The 15,507-nt window shown below is 57.2% G+C and carries 19 protein-coding genes; 15 read left to right on the top strand and 4 right to left on the bottom strand.

Going from position 1 to position 15,507, the window contains the following annotated elements; genetic code table 11:
* The first annotated feature begins 79 nt into the window (after positions 1 to 79).
* From IQ254_RS04760 to IQ254_RS04750, 3 genes are all read left to right on the top strand, one after another.
* Positions 80 to 709 (top strand): RNA polymerase sigma factor, encoded by a 630-nt coding sequence (locus IQ254_RS04760; RefSeq protein WP_193964980.1) that lies wholly within the window; start codon positions 80 to 82, stop codon positions 707 to 709.
* Positions 710 to 850: 141 nt separating this feature from the next.
* A complete protein-coding gene (locus tag IQ254_RS04755) occupies positions 851 to 1,567 on the top strand; it encodes a thioredoxin domain-containing protein (protein ID WP_193964978.1) in 717 nt (238 codons plus the stop codon).
* 445 nt (positions 1,568 to 2,012) lie between these two features.
* Complete coding sequence (locus IQ254_RS04750) at positions 2,013 to 2,501, top strand: hypothetical protein (RefSeq protein WP_228040174.1); 489 nt, start codon at positions 2,013 to 2,015, stop codon at positions 2,499 to 2,501.
* 149 nt (positions 2,502 to 2,650) lie between these two features.
* Here the strand turns inward: IQ254_RS04750 and IQ254_RS04745 are convergent, their stop codons facing one another.
* Entirely contained in the window at positions 2,651 to 3,865 is a 1,215-nt protein-coding gene (locus IQ254_RS04745; RefSeq protein WP_193964974.1) for an NAD(P)/FAD-dependent oxidoreductase, read from the bottom strand.
* Positions 3,866 to 3,940: 75 nt separating this feature from the next.
* Between IQ254_RS04745 and IQ254_RS04740 the strand changes: the two genes are divergently transcribed.
* The 4 genes from IQ254_RS04740 to IQ254_RS31355 all read left to right on the top strand — a co-directional run bounded on the left by IQ254_RS04740 (position 3,941) and on the right by IQ254_RS31355 (position 5,865).
* Positions 3,941 to 4,678 carry an AzlC family ABC transporter permease gene (locus tag IQ254_RS04740; protein ID WP_228040173.1) on the top strand — a complete coding sequence of 246 codons (738 nt, stop codon included), beginning with the start codon at positions 3,941 to 3,943 and terminating at the stop codon, positions 4,676 to 4,678.
* Between the two features lie 74 nt (positions 4,679 to 4,752).
* On the top strand, positions 4,753 to 5,082 hold the full coding sequence (locus tag IQ254_RS04735) for an AzlD domain-containing protein (protein ID WP_193964972.1): 330 nt from the start codon (positions 4,753 to 4,755) through the stop codon (positions 5,080 to 5,082).
* A 53-nt stretch (positions 5,083 to 5,135) separates the two neighbouring features.
* Positions 5,136 to 5,387, top strand: coding sequence for a UPF0175 family protein (locus IQ254_RS04730; RefSeq protein ID WP_193964971.1), 252 nt, complete (start codon positions 5,136 to 5,138; stop codon positions 5,385 to 5,387).
* Between the two features lie 241 nt (positions 5,388 to 5,628).
* Positions 5,629 to 5,865: a DUF3368 domain-containing protein gene (locus IQ254_RS31355; RefSeq protein WP_228040171.1), complete on the top strand. Its 237-nt coding sequence runs from the start codon at positions 5,629 to 5,631 to the stop codon at positions 5,863 to 5,865.
* Between the two features lie 20 nt (positions 5,866 to 5,885).
* Here IQ254_RS31355 and IQ254_RS04720 read toward each other — a convergent pair whose 3' ends face one another.
* Complete coding sequence (locus tag IQ254_RS04720) at positions 5,886 to 6,227, bottom strand: hypothetical protein (RefSeq protein ID WP_193964967.1); 342 nt, start codon at positions 6,225 to 6,227, stop codon at positions 5,886 to 5,888.
* A 248-nt stretch (positions 6,228 to 6,475) separates the two neighbouring features.
* On the opposite strand from IQ254_RS04720, the gene IQ254_RS04715 reads away from it, so the two are divergent.
* The 3 genes from IQ254_RS04715 (at position 6,476) to IQ254_RS04705 (ending at position 9,780) form a co-directional block, all read left to right on the top strand.
* Entirely contained in the window at positions 6,476 to 7,492 is a 1,017-nt protein-coding gene (locus tag IQ254_RS04715) for a formamidase (protein WP_193964965.1), read from the top strand.
* 131 nt (positions 7,493 to 7,623) lie between these two features.
* Complete coding sequence (locus IQ254_RS04710) at positions 7,624 to 8,109, top strand: RidA family protein (protein WP_193964963.1); 486 nt, start codon at positions 7,624 to 7,626, stop codon at positions 8,107 to 8,109.
* 1,053 nt (positions 8,110 to 9,162) lie between these two features.
* Complete coding sequence (locus tag IQ254_RS04705; RefSeq protein WP_193964961.1) at positions 9,163 to 9,780, top strand: Coq4 family protein; 618 nt, start codon at positions 9,163 to 9,165, stop codon at positions 9,778 to 9,780.
* Positions 9,781 to 9,899: 119 nt separating this feature from the next.
* On the opposite strand, the gene IQ254_RS04700 is transcribed toward IQ254_RS04705, so the two are convergent.
* Together IQ254_RS04700 and IQ254_RS04695 are read right to left on the bottom strand one after the other, a co-directional pair.
* Positions 9,900 to 10,787 carry an SMP-30/gluconolactonase/LRE family protein gene (locus IQ254_RS04700; RefSeq protein ID WP_193964959.1) on the bottom strand — a complete coding sequence of 296 codons (888 nt, stop codon included), beginning with the start codon at positions 10,785 to 10,787 and terminating at the stop codon, positions 9,900 to 9,902.
* A gap of 180 nt (positions 10,788 to 10,967) precedes the next feature.
* Complete coding sequence (locus tag IQ254_RS04695) at positions 10,968 to 11,735, bottom strand: tetratricopeptide repeat protein (RefSeq protein ID WP_228040169.1); 768 nt, start codon at positions 11,733 to 11,735, stop codon at positions 10,968 to 10,970.
* A gap of 169 nt (positions 11,736 to 11,904) precedes the next feature.
* Here IQ254_RS04695 and IQ254_RS04690 point away from each other — a divergent pair, with 169 nt between their 5' ends.
* The 5 genes from IQ254_RS04690 (at position 11,905) to IQ254_RS04670 (ending at position 15,384) form a co-directional block, all read left to right on the top strand.
* On the top strand, positions 11,905 to 12,567 hold the full coding sequence (locus IQ254_RS04690; protein ID WP_193964957.1) for a hypothetical protein: 663 nt from the start codon (positions 11,905 to 11,907) through the stop codon (positions 12,565 to 12,567).
* 382 nt (positions 12,568 to 12,949) lie between these two features.
* A complete protein-coding gene (locus IQ254_RS04685) occupies positions 12,950 to 14,539 on the top strand; it encodes a glycoside hydrolase family 57 protein (RefSeq protein ID WP_193964955.1) in 1,590 nt (529 codons plus the stop codon).
* A 105-nt stretch (positions 14,540 to 14,644) separates the two neighbouring features.
* Positions 14,645 to 14,905, top strand: a complete 261-nt coding sequence (locus IQ254_RS33455) for a BrnT family toxin (RefSeq protein ID WP_193964953.1) — start codon at positions 14,645 to 14,647, stop codon at positions 14,903 to 14,905.
* Positions 14,895 to 15,131 (top strand): CopG family transcriptional regulator, encoded by a 237-nt coding sequence (locus IQ254_RS04675; protein ID WP_193964951.1) that lies wholly within the window; start codon positions 14,895 to 14,897, stop codon positions 15,129 to 15,131. Before IQ254_RS33455 ends, IQ254_RS04675 begins: the two co-directional genes overlap by 11 nt.
* A 31-nt stretch (positions 15,132 to 15,162) precedes the next feature.
* Positions 15,163 to 15,384 (top strand): hypothetical protein, encoded by a 222-nt coding sequence (locus IQ254_RS04670; protein WP_193964949.1) that lies wholly within the window; start codon positions 15,163 to 15,165, stop codon positions 15,382 to 15,384.
* Positions 15,385 to 15,507 lie beyond the last annotated feature (123 nt).

The following is a 15,507-nucleotide window of genomic DNA, read 5'->3' as shown; positions in this document are numbered from 1 at the left end:
CCGTAATTTTATTTGTCACATTGGGGCCACTTATATCACTTAATCTTTAAGTGATGCCGCACCTAACGCCAAAGGGAATATGACCCAATCTGACGACACCAGTGGTTTTCAAGAGTCTCACCTACCTACCGATGCTCCAGCCCAAGATGTGTTTGATCAAGTGTTGAGCGAAATTTTGGGCCAAGACAACCCCCGTGCCACCCCTATTTTGAGCGCCATTCAGAGAACCCTCAGGCAGTACCACTTAGACGACCAGATCGAAGCCTACGAAATTCTCCATGAAGCCTACCTGCGCGGTAAAAAGAAGCTTCAGACCGGGGAAGTGATTCGCAGCCCCTACGCCTGGCTAAAATCTACGGCCTTTCATGTCATCTATGAGCGCAAACGCAAACAGCGTAGTAGCGCCACCGACCCCCAGGTGATTGAGGCAGTACTGGCCGACAACCGCCTCAACCTCATGCAGCAACAGGTCATTCTCGAAGAGTTAGATCTGCTCTATCAAGCCCTGGCAAGGCTGAACGAGGAAGACCCCGAAGGCGCCTGTCTACTGTATCTGCACAATGTTTGCGACTGGTCGTGGCGGCAAATTAGCCAGCGACTGGTGGCCGAAGGCCAGCCACTAGTCGCCGAAACGACTCTGCGCCAGCGAGCCTCGCGGGCAAAACGTCGTCTGCGGGAGATTTTTTTAATAGCCAGCTCATCGAATTAGAGGGTCATGCCTGTGATGATGTACTGCGTGGGCCCCTGGGGTTGCGATCGCACGGTAGCCGTGAATATTGGCGAGGCAGATACTGGCGAGGCGATCCTTAAAACGGCATGATGGAGGGTGGCACTGGCACTGGAGCTAAGCATGCATCGGATCTGGGAACGACTACAGAACTCAAAGCTGGTGTTGTGGGGCTTAATTGGAGCCCTGGGGGTAGGTGCCCTCATCCCGTTGCTATTACTCCTGCTATCTCAGCGCAACCAGGCGGCGGCTCCCAGCAGCCCCGCAGCCCACCAGGCAATTGTGACCGATGTGATTGGGTCTATGAGCCGGGCGAGCCTGATTGGCACGTCGGCCACTAAGGGCAACCCCAATGCCCCCATCGTGCTGTTTAAGTTTTCTGATTTTCAGTGCCCCTATTGCGCTGTAGCAGCGGGCTATATGAAAGAGTTTGTGGGCGACCATGAGGCCGACATTCTCTACGTCTACAAGCATTTTCCGCTCACACGCATCCACCCTGAGGCCCTGCCGTCGGCCAAGGCCGCCTGGGCAGCGGGTCAGCAGGGGGAGTTTTGGCTCTACCACGACGGCCTGTTTGTGAATCAAGACCGCCTGGGCGAAGACCTCTACCTGGAGCTGGCTGAGGCTATGTTCCTCGATCTAGAGCGGTTCAATCGCGATCGCGCCAGCGACGAGGCCGAAGCCGCCATTCAGCAAGATCTAGAGCTAGCCCAGCAGCTTCAGCTCCAGGGCACTCCCTCCTTCGTCATGAACGACCTGCTGATCCCCGGTGGGGCCCCGCTGCAGCTATTCGAAGAAGTCTTTGACCAGATCGACGCCGCCATTAAAGCCCAGGGCTAGCTCCCCGCATCACTCACCAGCGGCACCTGGGTCTGCCGGGACGAGTTGACGTGAGCCCCTCTAACCCTGCCCAGACTATGCCAGTTGACTGTGCCAGTTGAGCACCTGCCGCAGTTTAGGGGGTAGTTTTGTGGCTCTGAGAGGATAGTGCGATCGCGTCTAAACCTCAGGCTTGGCCCCTAAAACCCTGATCTTTCAACGGTTTGGGCATCGAGTCGTTTTTTTGGGCTCAGACATCCTGTATCACCCACTACGCAAAGTGTCATGGCTTGGTGAAATAGCGCCTAGTCCCCAGCGCTACAACAGAGTCATAGCGACAGCAACCCCATTGCTCCAACGCTACCCATCCCGACCGCAGGCATTGCCTCAAAGCGTTTGACCGTTTTGGGATGGCTCTTTAACGCTACACCGTCAACAACACACAGTTTGCATTTGGAGAATGACCATGAAAACCCGTTCTATCGCCGCGATCGCATTAGGTCTTGCTGCTGCTTCCATGGCAGTCCTACCCATGACCGCTAACGCCCAAGCAGCTCCCACCGACTACAACTACGTCGGCGCGGGGGTCGGCATTGGCGACCTGGGTACCGGCGACTTTGGCCTGTCGGTTAACGGCAAAGTTACCGTAGCTGACCACGTGTCGGTACGCCCCGGTGTCATCAGCGACCTCAACTTCAGCAACACGGGTGAAACCGTCTTTTTGCTGCCCGTCACCTACGACTTTAACCCCATCACCCCCAACGGTCGCCTCATGCCCTACGTGGGCGGCGGGCTGTCGGTATCGACCGAGGGCGCTGGCGCAGTTGGGCCTCTGGTTACCGGCGGCGTCGACTACCGCATTACCGATCGCGTTGTGGCCAATGGCGCCGTCAACTGGTCGATCTACGGCAACAGCCAGGTCAATGGCACGGTCGGTCTAGGCTACAGCTTCTAGACCCAGGCCTCTCGTGTTAAATCAGCTCTAACCCAACAACAGCGGGATCGGTGCAGTGCAACCGATCCCGTTTCTTTTGGCTGTGCAACCCAGAAAGTCATTCTCAACCCTCTCGGGGCGATCGCACCATGGAATAGAAGTGCGTTGGCCTACGCCGAGAGTAGATCCCGCAGGGGCTTGGTCATCCAGTTGATGCCGACCCGCACCTGGTGATCGAAGGTGGGCAAGCGATAGAGGTAGATCAGGCGGCGAGCCATGTGGGCCAGTTCGCCGTCGAGCTGTACCCCTAGACCTGTGAGAGTGGCGCGACTGGTGCCCAGGGTCATCATTTCGCCTAGATGTTGATAGCGAAAGGGCATCTGGGGACGATGCTTCGCGCCAGAGGCTTCGCCAACGCTCAAACTGGCCCAGATATTCCACCCGACAAAGTCGGCCTGCTGGAGGGCTACCTGGGCCGTAGCGGGCACCTGCTGGCCCTCGGCATCGCGGCAGTCGGCTACATCGCCCAGGGCATAGACGCCGGGGCGATCGACCGACTCCAGGGTGGGCTGCACGACGATCTGCTGGCGATCGTTGTGCTTTAGCGGCAGATTTGCCACGACCTCATTGACCTTGGTACCCACCGTCCACAGCACTAGCTCAACGGGCAAAATGTCGGTCTGCTCACGATAGGTCAGGCTGATGGTGTCGGCGGTAACGCTATCCACAGCCGTTTCAAGATCGACCCACACGCCCAGGTCAGAGAGCGCCTTTTGGGCCACTTCGCGGTTGTACTCTGGCGAGGTGCGCAGAATGGTGTCGGTGCGCTCGATTAGGCGCACCCGACCGCGATCGCCCAGATGTTCGGCTACCTTGCAGGCCAGTTCGACGCCACTGTAGCCGCCGCCCACCACCGCTACGCGAATTTTGTCGGCATCAGACGCTGACCGCAGGCGCAGGCGTTCTTTAAGTTGATAGGCGTCATCCAGGGTGCGAAAGGCCAGGGCGTGCTCAGCCACGCCGGGGGCCATATCCATTGGCGTGGTGCCGCCCAGGGCCAACACGAGGCGATCGTAGGTAAGCAGGGTGCCGTCGCTGAGGCTGACCCGATGCTGGTCGAGATCGATGCCTGCCACCGCCCCCTGGCGAAACTGCACTGGTGTACCGGCCAGCAGCTCGGCGTAGGGGGGCGCAATTTCCCAGGTTTGCAGCTCATCGGTGACCAGCTCGTAGAGCAGCGGCAAGAACAGAAAGCGATCGCTGCAATCGACCAGAGTAATGGTGGGCGGCGTGCCTTCCCAGGGAAGATTGCTGAGGCGCAGGGCCGTGTAGAGGCCGCCAAAGCCGCCGCCGAGAATACAAATCGATTGGGGAGCGTCTGCCATAACCAAAAGCCGTGATACCTCTTCTTTCTTCTAACTCAAAATAGAGAGAGTCATCCTGGTTTGGGGAGATTTCTTTTGTCTAGCTCAACCGAGTTCATCGTCAAGTTGCCCCGGCAAGAGGCGTTATCCGGGGCCCGGGACATTTTTCCGCTGATTGTGGGGGCGATTCCCTTTGGTATTATCTTCGGCACCCTGGCCCAGGGCAGCGGTCTTTCTTTTGGGGCCGCTTTGGGTATGTCGGCGTTTGTCTTTGCGGGGTCGGCGCAGTTTATTGCCCTGGGACTGCTGGCGGCGGGCAGTGCGCTGCCGCTGGTAGTGCTAACGACGGTGGTGGTGAATCTGCGGCACCTGCTCTACTCCGCTAGCCTGCTGCCCTACGTACAGGGGGCCTCTCCACGGTGGAAGGCGGCGATCGGTTTTTTTCTGGTTGACGAGGTGTTTGCCGTGGTCATTCGTCGCTACCAGCAGCCCGATCCCAGCCCCCACAAGCACTGGTACTACCTGGGGGCCGGAGGGGCCATGTACCTCAACTGGGTTTTTTGTACCCTGCTGGGGCTGACGGTAGGGCAGCTGATTCCCAACGCGGCGGCCTGGGGGCTAGATTTTGCCATGGTGGCGACCTTCATTGGCATGGTCGTGCCCTACGCCACGACCCGGCCGATGGTGGGGGCGATCGCCGTCGCCGGACTGGTCGCCGTGCTGGCGAATGGCTTACCCCATAAGCTGGGGCTGATGGTGGCCGCGATCGCCGGGGTGGCCGCCGGGTACTGGCTTGAAACCAATATCTCCGGTAGCGTGGGTCGCCCAAGCTGAATTTTGACCAAGATTGCTGGTGCGCCCCCCGCTACGTTTTTCCAAAATCCAAAATCGCAAATCCAAAATTTTCTATGAACGACTGGCTTCTGGTAGCCCTAATGGCCCTGGTAACCTTCTCAATTCGCTACACGCTGCTGGCCTTTAGCGGGCACCTTCGACTATCGCCAACCCTGGTGCGGGCGCTGGGTTATGTGCCGCCGGTAGTGCTGACGGCGATCGTGGTGCCCGCAGTGGTGCTGCCCGAGGGCGAACTGTGGCTGGGGTGGCAAAACGCGCGGCTGGTGGGGGCGATCGCCTGCGTAGCCCTGGCCCTCTGGCGCAAAAACCTGCTGCTTACGATCGCAGGCGGCATGACCGCATTCTGGGGCTGGCAGTGGTGGATAGGCAGTCAGTTGCCTTGAGCTAAGATCAACAGGCATGAATCGGCGATCGTGAACCTGTAGGGATCATCAACATGGTAGTTCGACAGATCGTAATCGATATTCCTGAAACCGTTTTTTTGGCCGAAGGCATGGACGAAGCGATGTTTGCCCGTGAACTGCGTACCATGGCTGCTGTCAAGTTGTATGAGTTGGGTCGGCTCTCCTCTGGTAAAGCCGCTGAGTTAGCGGATATGTCGCGAGTTGAGTTTTTACTCAGCCTCAAAGAATATAGAGTTTTTCCTCTGGAATCTGAGCTGCAAGATCTAGAGGAAAGCCTTGCTTGACGGCATTTCTAATACATCGCCGTTGTTGTACCTCTATCGCATAGACGTAGTGAACTGGCTACCGCAAGTTTTTGGTGAGGTTTGGATTCCCAGCGCCGTAGAGATCGAACTACAGGCAGGTCAAGACAAGGGCTACGATGTGCCCATTCCTAGCAACTATCCTTGGCTGCGAGTGACAGAACCTGGCAGCATCCCAATTGATTGGCAACGTCTAGATCTAGGTTCAGGAGAGCTTGCAGCGATGGCCTTGGCTGCAGAGCACCCTAAAAAAATTGTGCTGCTCGATGATACATTAGCTCGACGCACGGCTCAGCTGGCTGGATTAACGGTCTGGGGGACACTCAAGATTTTGCTAGAGGCTAAGTCACAGGGCTTAACCGAATCTATCCAACCGTTGGTATCGCGATTAAATGATGCTGGCATGTGGCTCTCTGATGACATTCGGCAGCGGGTGTTAACCCTAGCAGGCGAAAACTAGCGGGGGGTAGCTAAACGGGGTCAATCTGGACCGCCGTTGAGCAGCAGTCGGGCTAACAACAACACACAGGCGATCCCCAGCAACGGGGTCGAAACGCCGACTATGCGGGCTGCCAGCCAGGAGGGCAGATAAATATCCTGCACCGTTTGCCCTGCTGGGGTCAGGGTTTCGGCCAGGGTGCGTAGGGGGCAGCGCCAGCCGTTGCCGACATAAATCACCACTTCTACAGAGACCGTGGCGAAGGCGATCGCCGTCCAACGAGATAGATCGTTGGCCCAGCCGCAGTACAGCAAAAACAGAATGGCGGTAACCATCACCACGACCACCGCCGTGTGAAGCAGTCTGATTGCAATGAGGAACATGGATCTAGCCTCAACAGGCTGGGGGGAATGCGATCGCTGTTAGTACCAATATTACGGGTTTCCAGGGCAGCATCATGCTGTGCGATCGCCCCCATTGCTCGTGGCCGCACCCTTTGGTGAACTAGTCGCAGCAGAGGTCGATCTTAAATAATATCAAGCACTATCCCCTCATCCCCATAGACCTATAGTGCTAATCGACTTTAGAGTCAGGTTAATATTTCACAGAACAAGCATCCAGAGAGAAAACCATGAGTGGACTAGGTGGCCTGAATAAATCTCCCAACGGCGTGGTGCTGGGCATGGTGCAGCTCCAACTGCCCAACGTCGTCACCCCCGACGACCTGGCTGCCCAGACCCAGCGCATCTGCGCCATGGTCGCCAAGGCCCGCCGCAATATGCCCGCCATGGATCTGGTGGTGTTCCCCGAGTATTCGCTGCACGGGCTGTCGATGGATACCAACCCCGCGATCATGTGCCGCCTGGATGGCCCCGAGGTCGCCGCCTTTCGCCAGGCCTGCATCGACAACGACATCTGGGGCTGCTTCTCGATTATGGAGTACAACCCCGAGGGCTACCCCTACAACAGCGGCCTCATCATCGACAACACTGGGGAACTCAAGCTCTACTACCGCAAGCTGCACCCCTGGGTGCCGGTCGAGCCCTGGGAACCTGGGAATATCGGCATTCCCGTCTGTGACGGCCCCAACGGCAGCAAAATCGCGCTGATCATCTGCCACGACGGCATGTTCCCCGAAATGGCCCGCGAGTGCGCCTACAAAGGGGCCGAGATCATGATTCGCACCGCAGGCTACACTGCCCCCATTCGCCACTCCTGGCAGATCACCAACCAGGCCAACGCCTTCTGTAACTTGATGGTGACGGCCTCGGTGTGCATGTGCGGCAGCGACGGCAGCTTTGACTCCATGGGCGAGGGCATGATCGTCAACTTTGACGGCACCCCCCTGGTGATGGGCAGCCACCGCCCCGACGAGATCATCACCGCCGAGGTGCGCCCTGACCTGGTGCGCGAGGCCCGCATTCACTGGGGCGTAGAAAACAACATCTACCAGTTTGGCCATCGCGCCTATGTGGCAGTCAAAGGCGGTGCCCAAGACTGCCCCTACACCTACATGAAAGACCTGGTGAAAGAGACCTATCGCCTGCCCTGGGAAGATCAGGTGGTGCACACCGACGGCACCTCCTGCGGGTTTCCGGTACCGACCCGAGACTACAAGGGCGAAGAGATCCCACCCGCCCTCAGCTAGCCATGCCTGCTTTCCATTGCGGCGAAAACTACCCCTGGTGAGAGCAGCACGACCTGGCTTTGGTAACACCAACTACCCGTCACGGTAAACATGATCCCTATACTCCGGGCAGTGTGATGGAGTTTATAACCATGAACCGTGGCTTTTTGGCCGTTTTGTCTGTCGTTGGGCTGTTGGCAACCGCTGCCACCGCTAATGCCCAGGAAGATTTTCCGCTGTCGCCCAATGGGGTTAGAACCCTGGCCCCAGAAGGGGCGATTTCACCGACAGGAACCTGGAATTTGGGCACCCGTGCCGGGGATTTTGTCTTTGTCGCCGGTATGCGCGGTATCGACCCCGCCACCAATAGCCTGGTGCCTGATGAGGAAGGCAGAGTGAGGCAGGCCTTTCTCAACATGCAGTTGATTGCCGCGTCGGAAGGGGCCAGCCTCAGGGACGCGGTACGCATCGTTGTTTACGTCACTGACATGTACCGCTATCGCCCCATTGCCAACCAGATCCAGGCCGAGCTTTGGGGAGATGGCCCCTATCCACCCCGTACCATCGTTGAAGTGGATCGGCTGAATCAGGATGACATTTTTGAGGTGGAAGGCACCTTCTATGCGCCCCTAGATTAGTGGCTAATCTTGCCGAGGCTTAAATTCCTGAGGAGATTTAAGCCTCGCACACTAAATTTTGCCCATGCCAAGTCCTTGCTTACTGATTTTCAGCTCCTGATACAGCTGCTCTAAGTAGGAAGACCCAGTCAAGTATAAGACCGTGTAGGTTGCGGTTGAGGAACGAAACCCAACGCCCCCATAGGTTACGCTATCGCTAACCAATCCTGCATTTGAATTAGCCCAGCTGCTCTAGCTAGTACAAGGCTGATCGACCTTAGGATAGCCTTGTTTGTGCCAATCAATAATCGGACTCATACCAAATCCTGACTGAATATCCCCGGTTTGTAGGGGCGTAGCATGCTACGCCCCTACGGGGTTCCTGATTATGAATCGGGGTTTACCAAAACGGATTTCGTATCACACTTAGACTGTTCCAATCAAATACCTATCCGGAGTTTCACCGCGACTGGCCCACCGGGCCGAGTTCGCAGCCCTAATCGGGATATTTTTTAGATGGAATATTCTTAGTGAAAATTCCTGCAGGCTCGCGCTAAATGCTAAATTTTGGGGAGAAAAGTAACCAAGATATCGCCCAGGGGGAATATACCTCCCTGACCTGTGGGCTTATTAGGTTAACTGAGTGAATCCATAGGGCTTGCAGAGTCCACGGCCAGCCCCTCAAACAGCCAGATTTCTCAAGCTAACGCCTATTAGCCATAGCTGAGCCAGATTCAAGATTATCGTTTTCACATCTCCGCTTCTTTTCTAGACAGCTCATCATCTGCTGACGAACTTCGGATGCCCAATCCTCAAACTCAAGGGTAGCTACCCCTACCTGGCGAGGAAAATAGGGCGATTTTTGTTGGCTAAAATTGATCATAGTGATGAGAAGCATATTCCCCATGCCCATTATCTTGCAGCTCAATAAGGACTTGGTTTAAGCGTAGTTTAAGGTTTTGCTGAAGCAATTTATTCCACCGTTGCAACCGTTTTGGGTCAAATTCAGGCAAAAATCCTCAAATTTTCTATTCCGGCACACCGGCTTCAACATCTTTTTCACCATCCGGAACCATGCTCAAACCCCAGCAGTTGATGCAGGCCATTCGTCAACTTCGTCGTCAAGATGTCACCAGCCTGGGCGACTTTGCCCTGCTCAAGGCCGATGCGCTGGGGGGCAAGGCCAGCCCCGAGGTCATGGCCCAGCTAGAACCCGTCGTCGGCTACTATCCGCCGATTGACTTAGACGCGCTTGGCCAGTTGCCCCCCGGTACCTTTGGCTATGAGTACGCCCACCATATGCGGGCCAATCACCTCAGCCCGTTTACCATCAGCCCCCAGCTAGACGACGTAGCCCAGCGCAACGTGTTTGCCCTCCGCTACGCCATCACCCACGATATTTTTCATGTGCTGCTGGGTTTCGACACCAGCTACGCCGGAGAAATTGGGGTGCTGGCCTTTGCGGTGGCCCAAAACTACAGCCGCTCCCAGCGCCTAGGGCTTTGGCTGGCGGCTGCACTGTACCCTCTGCTGGCCCCGGGGCAAAGGTCAGCCATCGTCGCCAGTCGTCACCGGGGGATGGCGCTGGGGCAGCAGGCCAAGTTTTTGCTGGGCACCCAGTTTGAAGCCATGTGGGAGCGGCCCTTAGGCGAGGTTCGAGCAGAGCTGGGGCTACCGGAGGTAGTGAACTAGTTCAAGGCGCGTTAGGTCTGCAGCAGCCAAATGCTCAGGGGGTCAGGGCTCAGAAGACAGGGCTCAGGAGGCAGGACATGTTGCAATACTGCAAAACGTTGTCCTAGCAAAACGTTGTCCTAGCTGCCGAAGGGGTTGGTGGCTAGACCGGCGATAGGGGTGGCGATCGCAAACAAATCCCCGGCATAAAACCCCTGCTGGATCTGCTGTTGGCTCAGCCCCACAGAAGCCGTGGTGACGTAGAGCGTAGACAGGTCAGAACCGCCAAAGGTCGGACAGGTGGGAAGCTGTACGGGCAGCTCGACCCGCCCTAAAACCTCACCCGTGGGGCTAAAGCAGGCCACGGCCCAGCCATCCCACAGGGCGGTCCAGAGGTTGCCGTTGGTGTCGATCGCCAACCCGTCGGGTTCGACGGGTTCATCGCCCAGATCGACGGCGACGCGGCGATCGCCAATGTCTCCAGTCTTGCCATCAAAACCATAGGCGTAGATCTTGCGCTGGGGCGAATCGATCAGATAAAAGGTGCCGCCATCGGGGCTCCAGCCCAGCCCGTTGGAAATCGTCAGCCCGGTTTCCATCACCCGCATCGAGCCGTCGGGATCGTAGCGGAAGAGGGCCGCTGCCCCCGGCACGGGGCTAATCGTACCCACCCAAAAGCGCCCCTGGGGGTCACACTTGCCGTCATTGAAGCGAGCACCAGGGACAGCAAAATCAAAAGTGTAGAGGGTTTCGACGGCCCCAGAGGTCAAATCGAGGTAGGCAATGCGGTGACCCAGGGCCATCAAGAGTTTGTCACCCGCCATCAACGCCAGGGTACTCACCACATCGCCCACGTCCCAGTGGCAGTCGTCGCCGCTGCTGGGCTCAAACACATGCACCCGGTGATTGTAGATATCCACCCAATAGAGCACCTGTTTGGCGCTATCCCACAGGGGGCCTTCGCCCAGGCGGGCGCGGGCATCAAGCACGTTTTGGGCCGAGAGTTGAGGCAACGTTGCAGGGGGCATGACCAGTCACCAGGATTGATAGGTAGCAGCTTTGCACAGCCTTGCCCAGGGTACTCCCATCTGCAGTGAGACACCAGGCCTTTCTCAGCAGTAGAATGGGCCAACGACATTGGCACCAGCGCAGCCCTGCAAGCGTTTGAGCGATCGCTGACCCCATCGGTCTAAACTCCAGTATCGTTGTTACTTCCCCGCCGCCTGACGAATGGCCTCTGTCGTCTCGATCTGGTCTGGGCTAAACCCAGCCTGCTCCAGGTGGTCAAGGTACGCACGGCTGCTGTAGCGGCCATCGAGACTCAGCGCCTGACGATAGTTGGCCGTAGCCTGGGCTTGATCGTCCGCCGTCCAATAGGCCAGCGCCAGCGCCACCCAAGGGTGCGGATTCCCGGGCTCCAGGTCGGTAGCGGTGGCGGCCTCGGCGATCGCCTGCTCAGTCTGCCCCAACCGCTGGTAGGCGAGGCTGAGGTTGTAGTGGGCGATTTCATTATCGGGCTGGAGGGTAATGGCTTTGGTGTGGGTCTCTACTGCCGCTTCGAGCTGGCCATCCACCAGGTAGACAATGCCCAGGGCGTTGAGGGCAGGCACATGGTCGGGGCTGACGTTCAGAGCCGTTTGCAAAGCCGCGATCGCCGGAGCCGCAAACCCAGCCAGGTGCTGGGTCCAGCCCAGAAGCACCTGCCCCTCGGGGTGGCGGGGGTCGAGGGCGGTGGCAATCTTGAGGGTGGCGATCGCTCGCTCCATATCGCCCTGCTGGCGAAAGGCCAACCCCTGCTGCCGATAGTCTGCCGCCGTTTGGGCATCGACCAAAAAGGGAGGATAGCCTAGGGTATCCAGCGTCTCCGGTGTCAGGGTGGTCTGCTGCCAAGGCATCGCCACCTCGCGCTGGCAGCCCCCCAGGGCAAAAATAGCGCCCAGGATGGCCACCATCGTCCAGCTGGATGTTTTTCCCATAGTGATGTTGCCCCCTAGGGAGGATGCGCGGGATCGGGCGATCGCGATAATACTGCATTTAGATGGAGCTGTCGTGACGATGTATTCCAAACAGCACAGCAAATCTCTGGCTCTGCTGTAGCTTGGCCAAGAGCTCCCCCATCAACCCGCAGTAACAGAGGATCACGCTATGGCATCGGCCAACTCATCTGACCTTGGCATCCGCCAGATTCAACAGACTCTCTGGCGCGCGGCCAAAACCACGCTTATAGACGGCGGCATTCAGCCCAATACCCGACGCGGCAACAAGGAGCTAGACCTGGCCGTGCAGCGTCTGGCCCAGCAACCCTACCGCACCATTGATGAAGTCAACCAGGCAGGTCAAGACCTGGGGCAAAAAATCATCGAGATCTCCCAAGCTCAGGGCAAAACCAATCTCGACGGCGGCATTGTTCGCCAGATGATGCTTACGGGGGAGATTGCCACGGTGACTAAGGCGGTCGCCACCAAACCAACTCCGATCGCGGCATCGCAGCCCCAGACTTCAGTGCCCAACTCGGCAGTAGACCCTGCGGTAGAGGCCATCGAGGCAGACGTGCCTGAAATCGAGGCTATTGAGGCCGAGATCGAGGCCATCGAGGCAGACGTGCCTGAAGTCGAGGCCATCGCTGGGTCAGCTACCGCCACAGACGTTCCCGAACTGGAAGCCATGGAGACCGTCGACCCCGTCCCCGCAGAGGATCTCGCCATAGCCGAGATTGAGACCCTCGACTCTGCTGCGATCGCACCGCCTGAGCCGGAACCCATGGCCACTGCAGACATAGCCGCCGTTGAAACCGTCGAATCAGCGTAGGCCTAGACGCCGTTTCTGAAGGTTAGGGAGCCGAAGAGCTTGGGGTGGGGGAGCGGCGTTGGTGCCCTAGAGAGGAAGCACGCCCAGCTCATCCAGGTAGCTCTGCTCCCTAGCCCCCACAGCTCCCTGCTCCCACCCTCCCCAGCAGCTGGCAACAGCACCCGATTTAACTCTCCCCAGAGCGTTCACTTTGAACATTCTGGGGAGATAACTTTGTGGCATATCAGGGGCGATCGGCCAAAATCGACAAATTCTTCGATCCTTGCCTGGCAATGGATGCGACTTGCGATCCGTTAGCGTTTAACTTTTGCTTTAGAATTTGTGTCAACGGTATTTGCTCTTCGCAGGCTCGGCTCCAGTTCACTTCCCTCAACGGCACCCTATGGCTATTGGTTATCTCGCGCTCGTTCTCCACGCCCATTTGCCCTACGTGCGTCACCCCGAGAGTGACTTCGTGCTGGAGGAAGAATGGCTGTTTGAGGCCATCATCGAGACCTACGTGCCACTGCTCACCATGTTTGAGGGGCTGAAGCGCGACGGCATCGATTTCAAGCTCACCATGAGCATGACGCCGCCACTGGTCTCCATGCTGCAAGATCCGCTGCTGCAAGAGCGCTTCGACGCCCACCTGGCCATGCTCGAAGAGCTCACCGAGCTAGAAGTCGAGCACAACGCCCACAACGGTCATCTGCAATACCTAGCCGAAACCTACGCCAAAGAATTCAACCACGTGCGCGACGTGTGGGAAAACTACAGCGGCAACCTGGTCACCGCCTTCAAGCAATACCAAGACAGCAATAACCTCGACATCATCACCTGCGGGGCCACCCACGGTTATCTGCCGCTGATGAAAATGTACCCCGAGGCCGTGTGGGCGCAAATTCAGGTGGCCGCCGAGCACTATGAAGACACCTTTGGTCGTCCCCCCGCCGGTATTTGGCTGCCTGAGTGTGCCTACTACGAAGGCCTAGAGCGCCTGGTGGCCGACGCGGGCCTGCGCTACTTTTTAACCGATGGCCACGGCATTCTCTACGCCCGGCCCCGACCCCGCTTTGGCAGCTACTCCCCGATCTTTACCGAGAGCGGGGTCGCCGCCTTTGGCCGCGACCACGAATCGTCGCAGCAGGTGTGGTCGTCCCAGGTGGGCTACCCCGGTGCCCCCGAGTACCGCGAGTTTTACCGTGACCTGGGCTGGGATGCCGAGTATGAATACATCAAGCCCTACATCATGCCTAACGGCCAGCGCAAAAACGTGGGCATCAAATATCACAAGATTACCGGCAAGGGCCTTGGCCTCTCCGACAAGCAGCTCTACGACCCCTACTGGGCGCGCGAAAAAGCGGCGGAGCACGCCGCCAACTTTATGTACAACCGCGAGCAGCAGATCGGTCACCTCCACGGTCTGATGCAGCGCCCGCCGATCATTGTGTCGCCCTACGATGCCGAGCTGTTTGGCCATTGGTGGTACGAAGGGCCCTGGTTCCTCGACTACCTGTTCCGCAAGAGCTGGTTTGACCAGGGCACCTACGAGATGACTCACCTGGCCGACTACCTACAAGCCAACCCCACCCAGCAGGTCTGTCGCCCATCCCAGTCGAGCTGGGGCTACAAAGGCTTCCACGAATACTGGCTGAACGAAACTAACTCCTGGATCTACCCCCACCTGCACAAAGCCGCCGAGCGCATGATCGACCTGGCCAAGCGCGAACCCGCCGACGAGCTAGAATGGCGCGCCCTCAACCAGGCGGCGCGAGAACTGCTGCTGGCACAATCTTCCGACTGGGCCTTTATCATGCGAACGGGGACGATGGTGCCCTACGCCGTGCGCCGCACCCGCACCCACCTGATGCGCTTCCAAAAGCTGTGGGATGACATTCACCGCGGCAAGATCGACTCGGGTTGGCTGGAGAAGATCGAGGTGGTGGACAATATTTTCCCAAATATCAACTACCGCGTCTACCGCCCACTGTAGAGAGTTTAAGACCCCAGGGTTTTTGAAAAACCCTGGGGTCTGTTTTTTTAGCAGAATCTCAGGATATGAGAACATTTTCCAGAGTAGTTCTAACCAGGCTTTGTAGTGCAGTTTGAGTATGACCCCAACAAAAGCCAACGCAACTCAACAAAGCACGGCATTGATTTTGAGACAGCGAAGCTGCTTTGGCACGATCAGTATCGAGTAGAACTACAGGCTAAATCGGCAATAGAACTGCGCTTCTTAGTAATTGGTAAGATTAAGGGAAAGTACTGGTCTGCAATCATTACCTACCGAGGTACGAACATCCGAATTATTTCTGTACGTCGCTCTCGCGACAATGAGGTATCACTGTATGAAAGCTGAAGATCTGGACCGCAAATTCGATGACGGTGAAGACGTTCTAGAGTACTTTGACATCTCCACCTTAAGACGACCTGGACTAGAGCCCCAGGCGATTGAGATTACCTTTCCGCAGTGGATGGTAGCGGCTCTGGATAAAGAAGCTCAGCGGCTAGGGATTCAGCGCGAGGCCATCATCAAGCTCTGGCTAGCAGAACGATTGGATACAAATTCTGTTTCGGGTGTCTAAGCAACTTTTAGAGAATAGTTTTCCCTCCCCTATGAATTATGAGCGCTTGTCAGAAGCCTTAGCTCATTTCCGCCAGATAGCCTTCCATGAGAAGCGCTCTCCAACATTTATGGAGATTACGTCATATCCTCATCTGGAAAATGTTGCCAGTAATGTGCTCGACTTTTACTTCAACCCAAATGCTGAGCATGGCTTAGGTCTGTTGCTTCTAGAAGCATTACTTTCTCTAGTGGCAACCCCTGTCACAATGTAACTACTCCAAAAGTGCTGGTAGAGACAGGATCTATAAGCTTAGCCGCAGGTAGCTGCCGCCACCTGCGGCGCTGAAGCTTGAGCGCGAATCACATCCGGTAACGGTGGTATTCGGTCATCGCTA

Origin of the sequence: Nodosilinea sp. LEGE 07088, from assembly GCF_015207395.1 — a bacterium.
Classification (GTDB): Bacteria; Cyanobacteriota; Cyanobacteriia; order Phormidesmidales; family Phormidesmidaceae; genus Nodosilinea.
The sequence above is the reverse complement of the archived record's forward strand: the minus strand, read 5'-3'. Positions and strand labels throughout refer to the sequence as shown.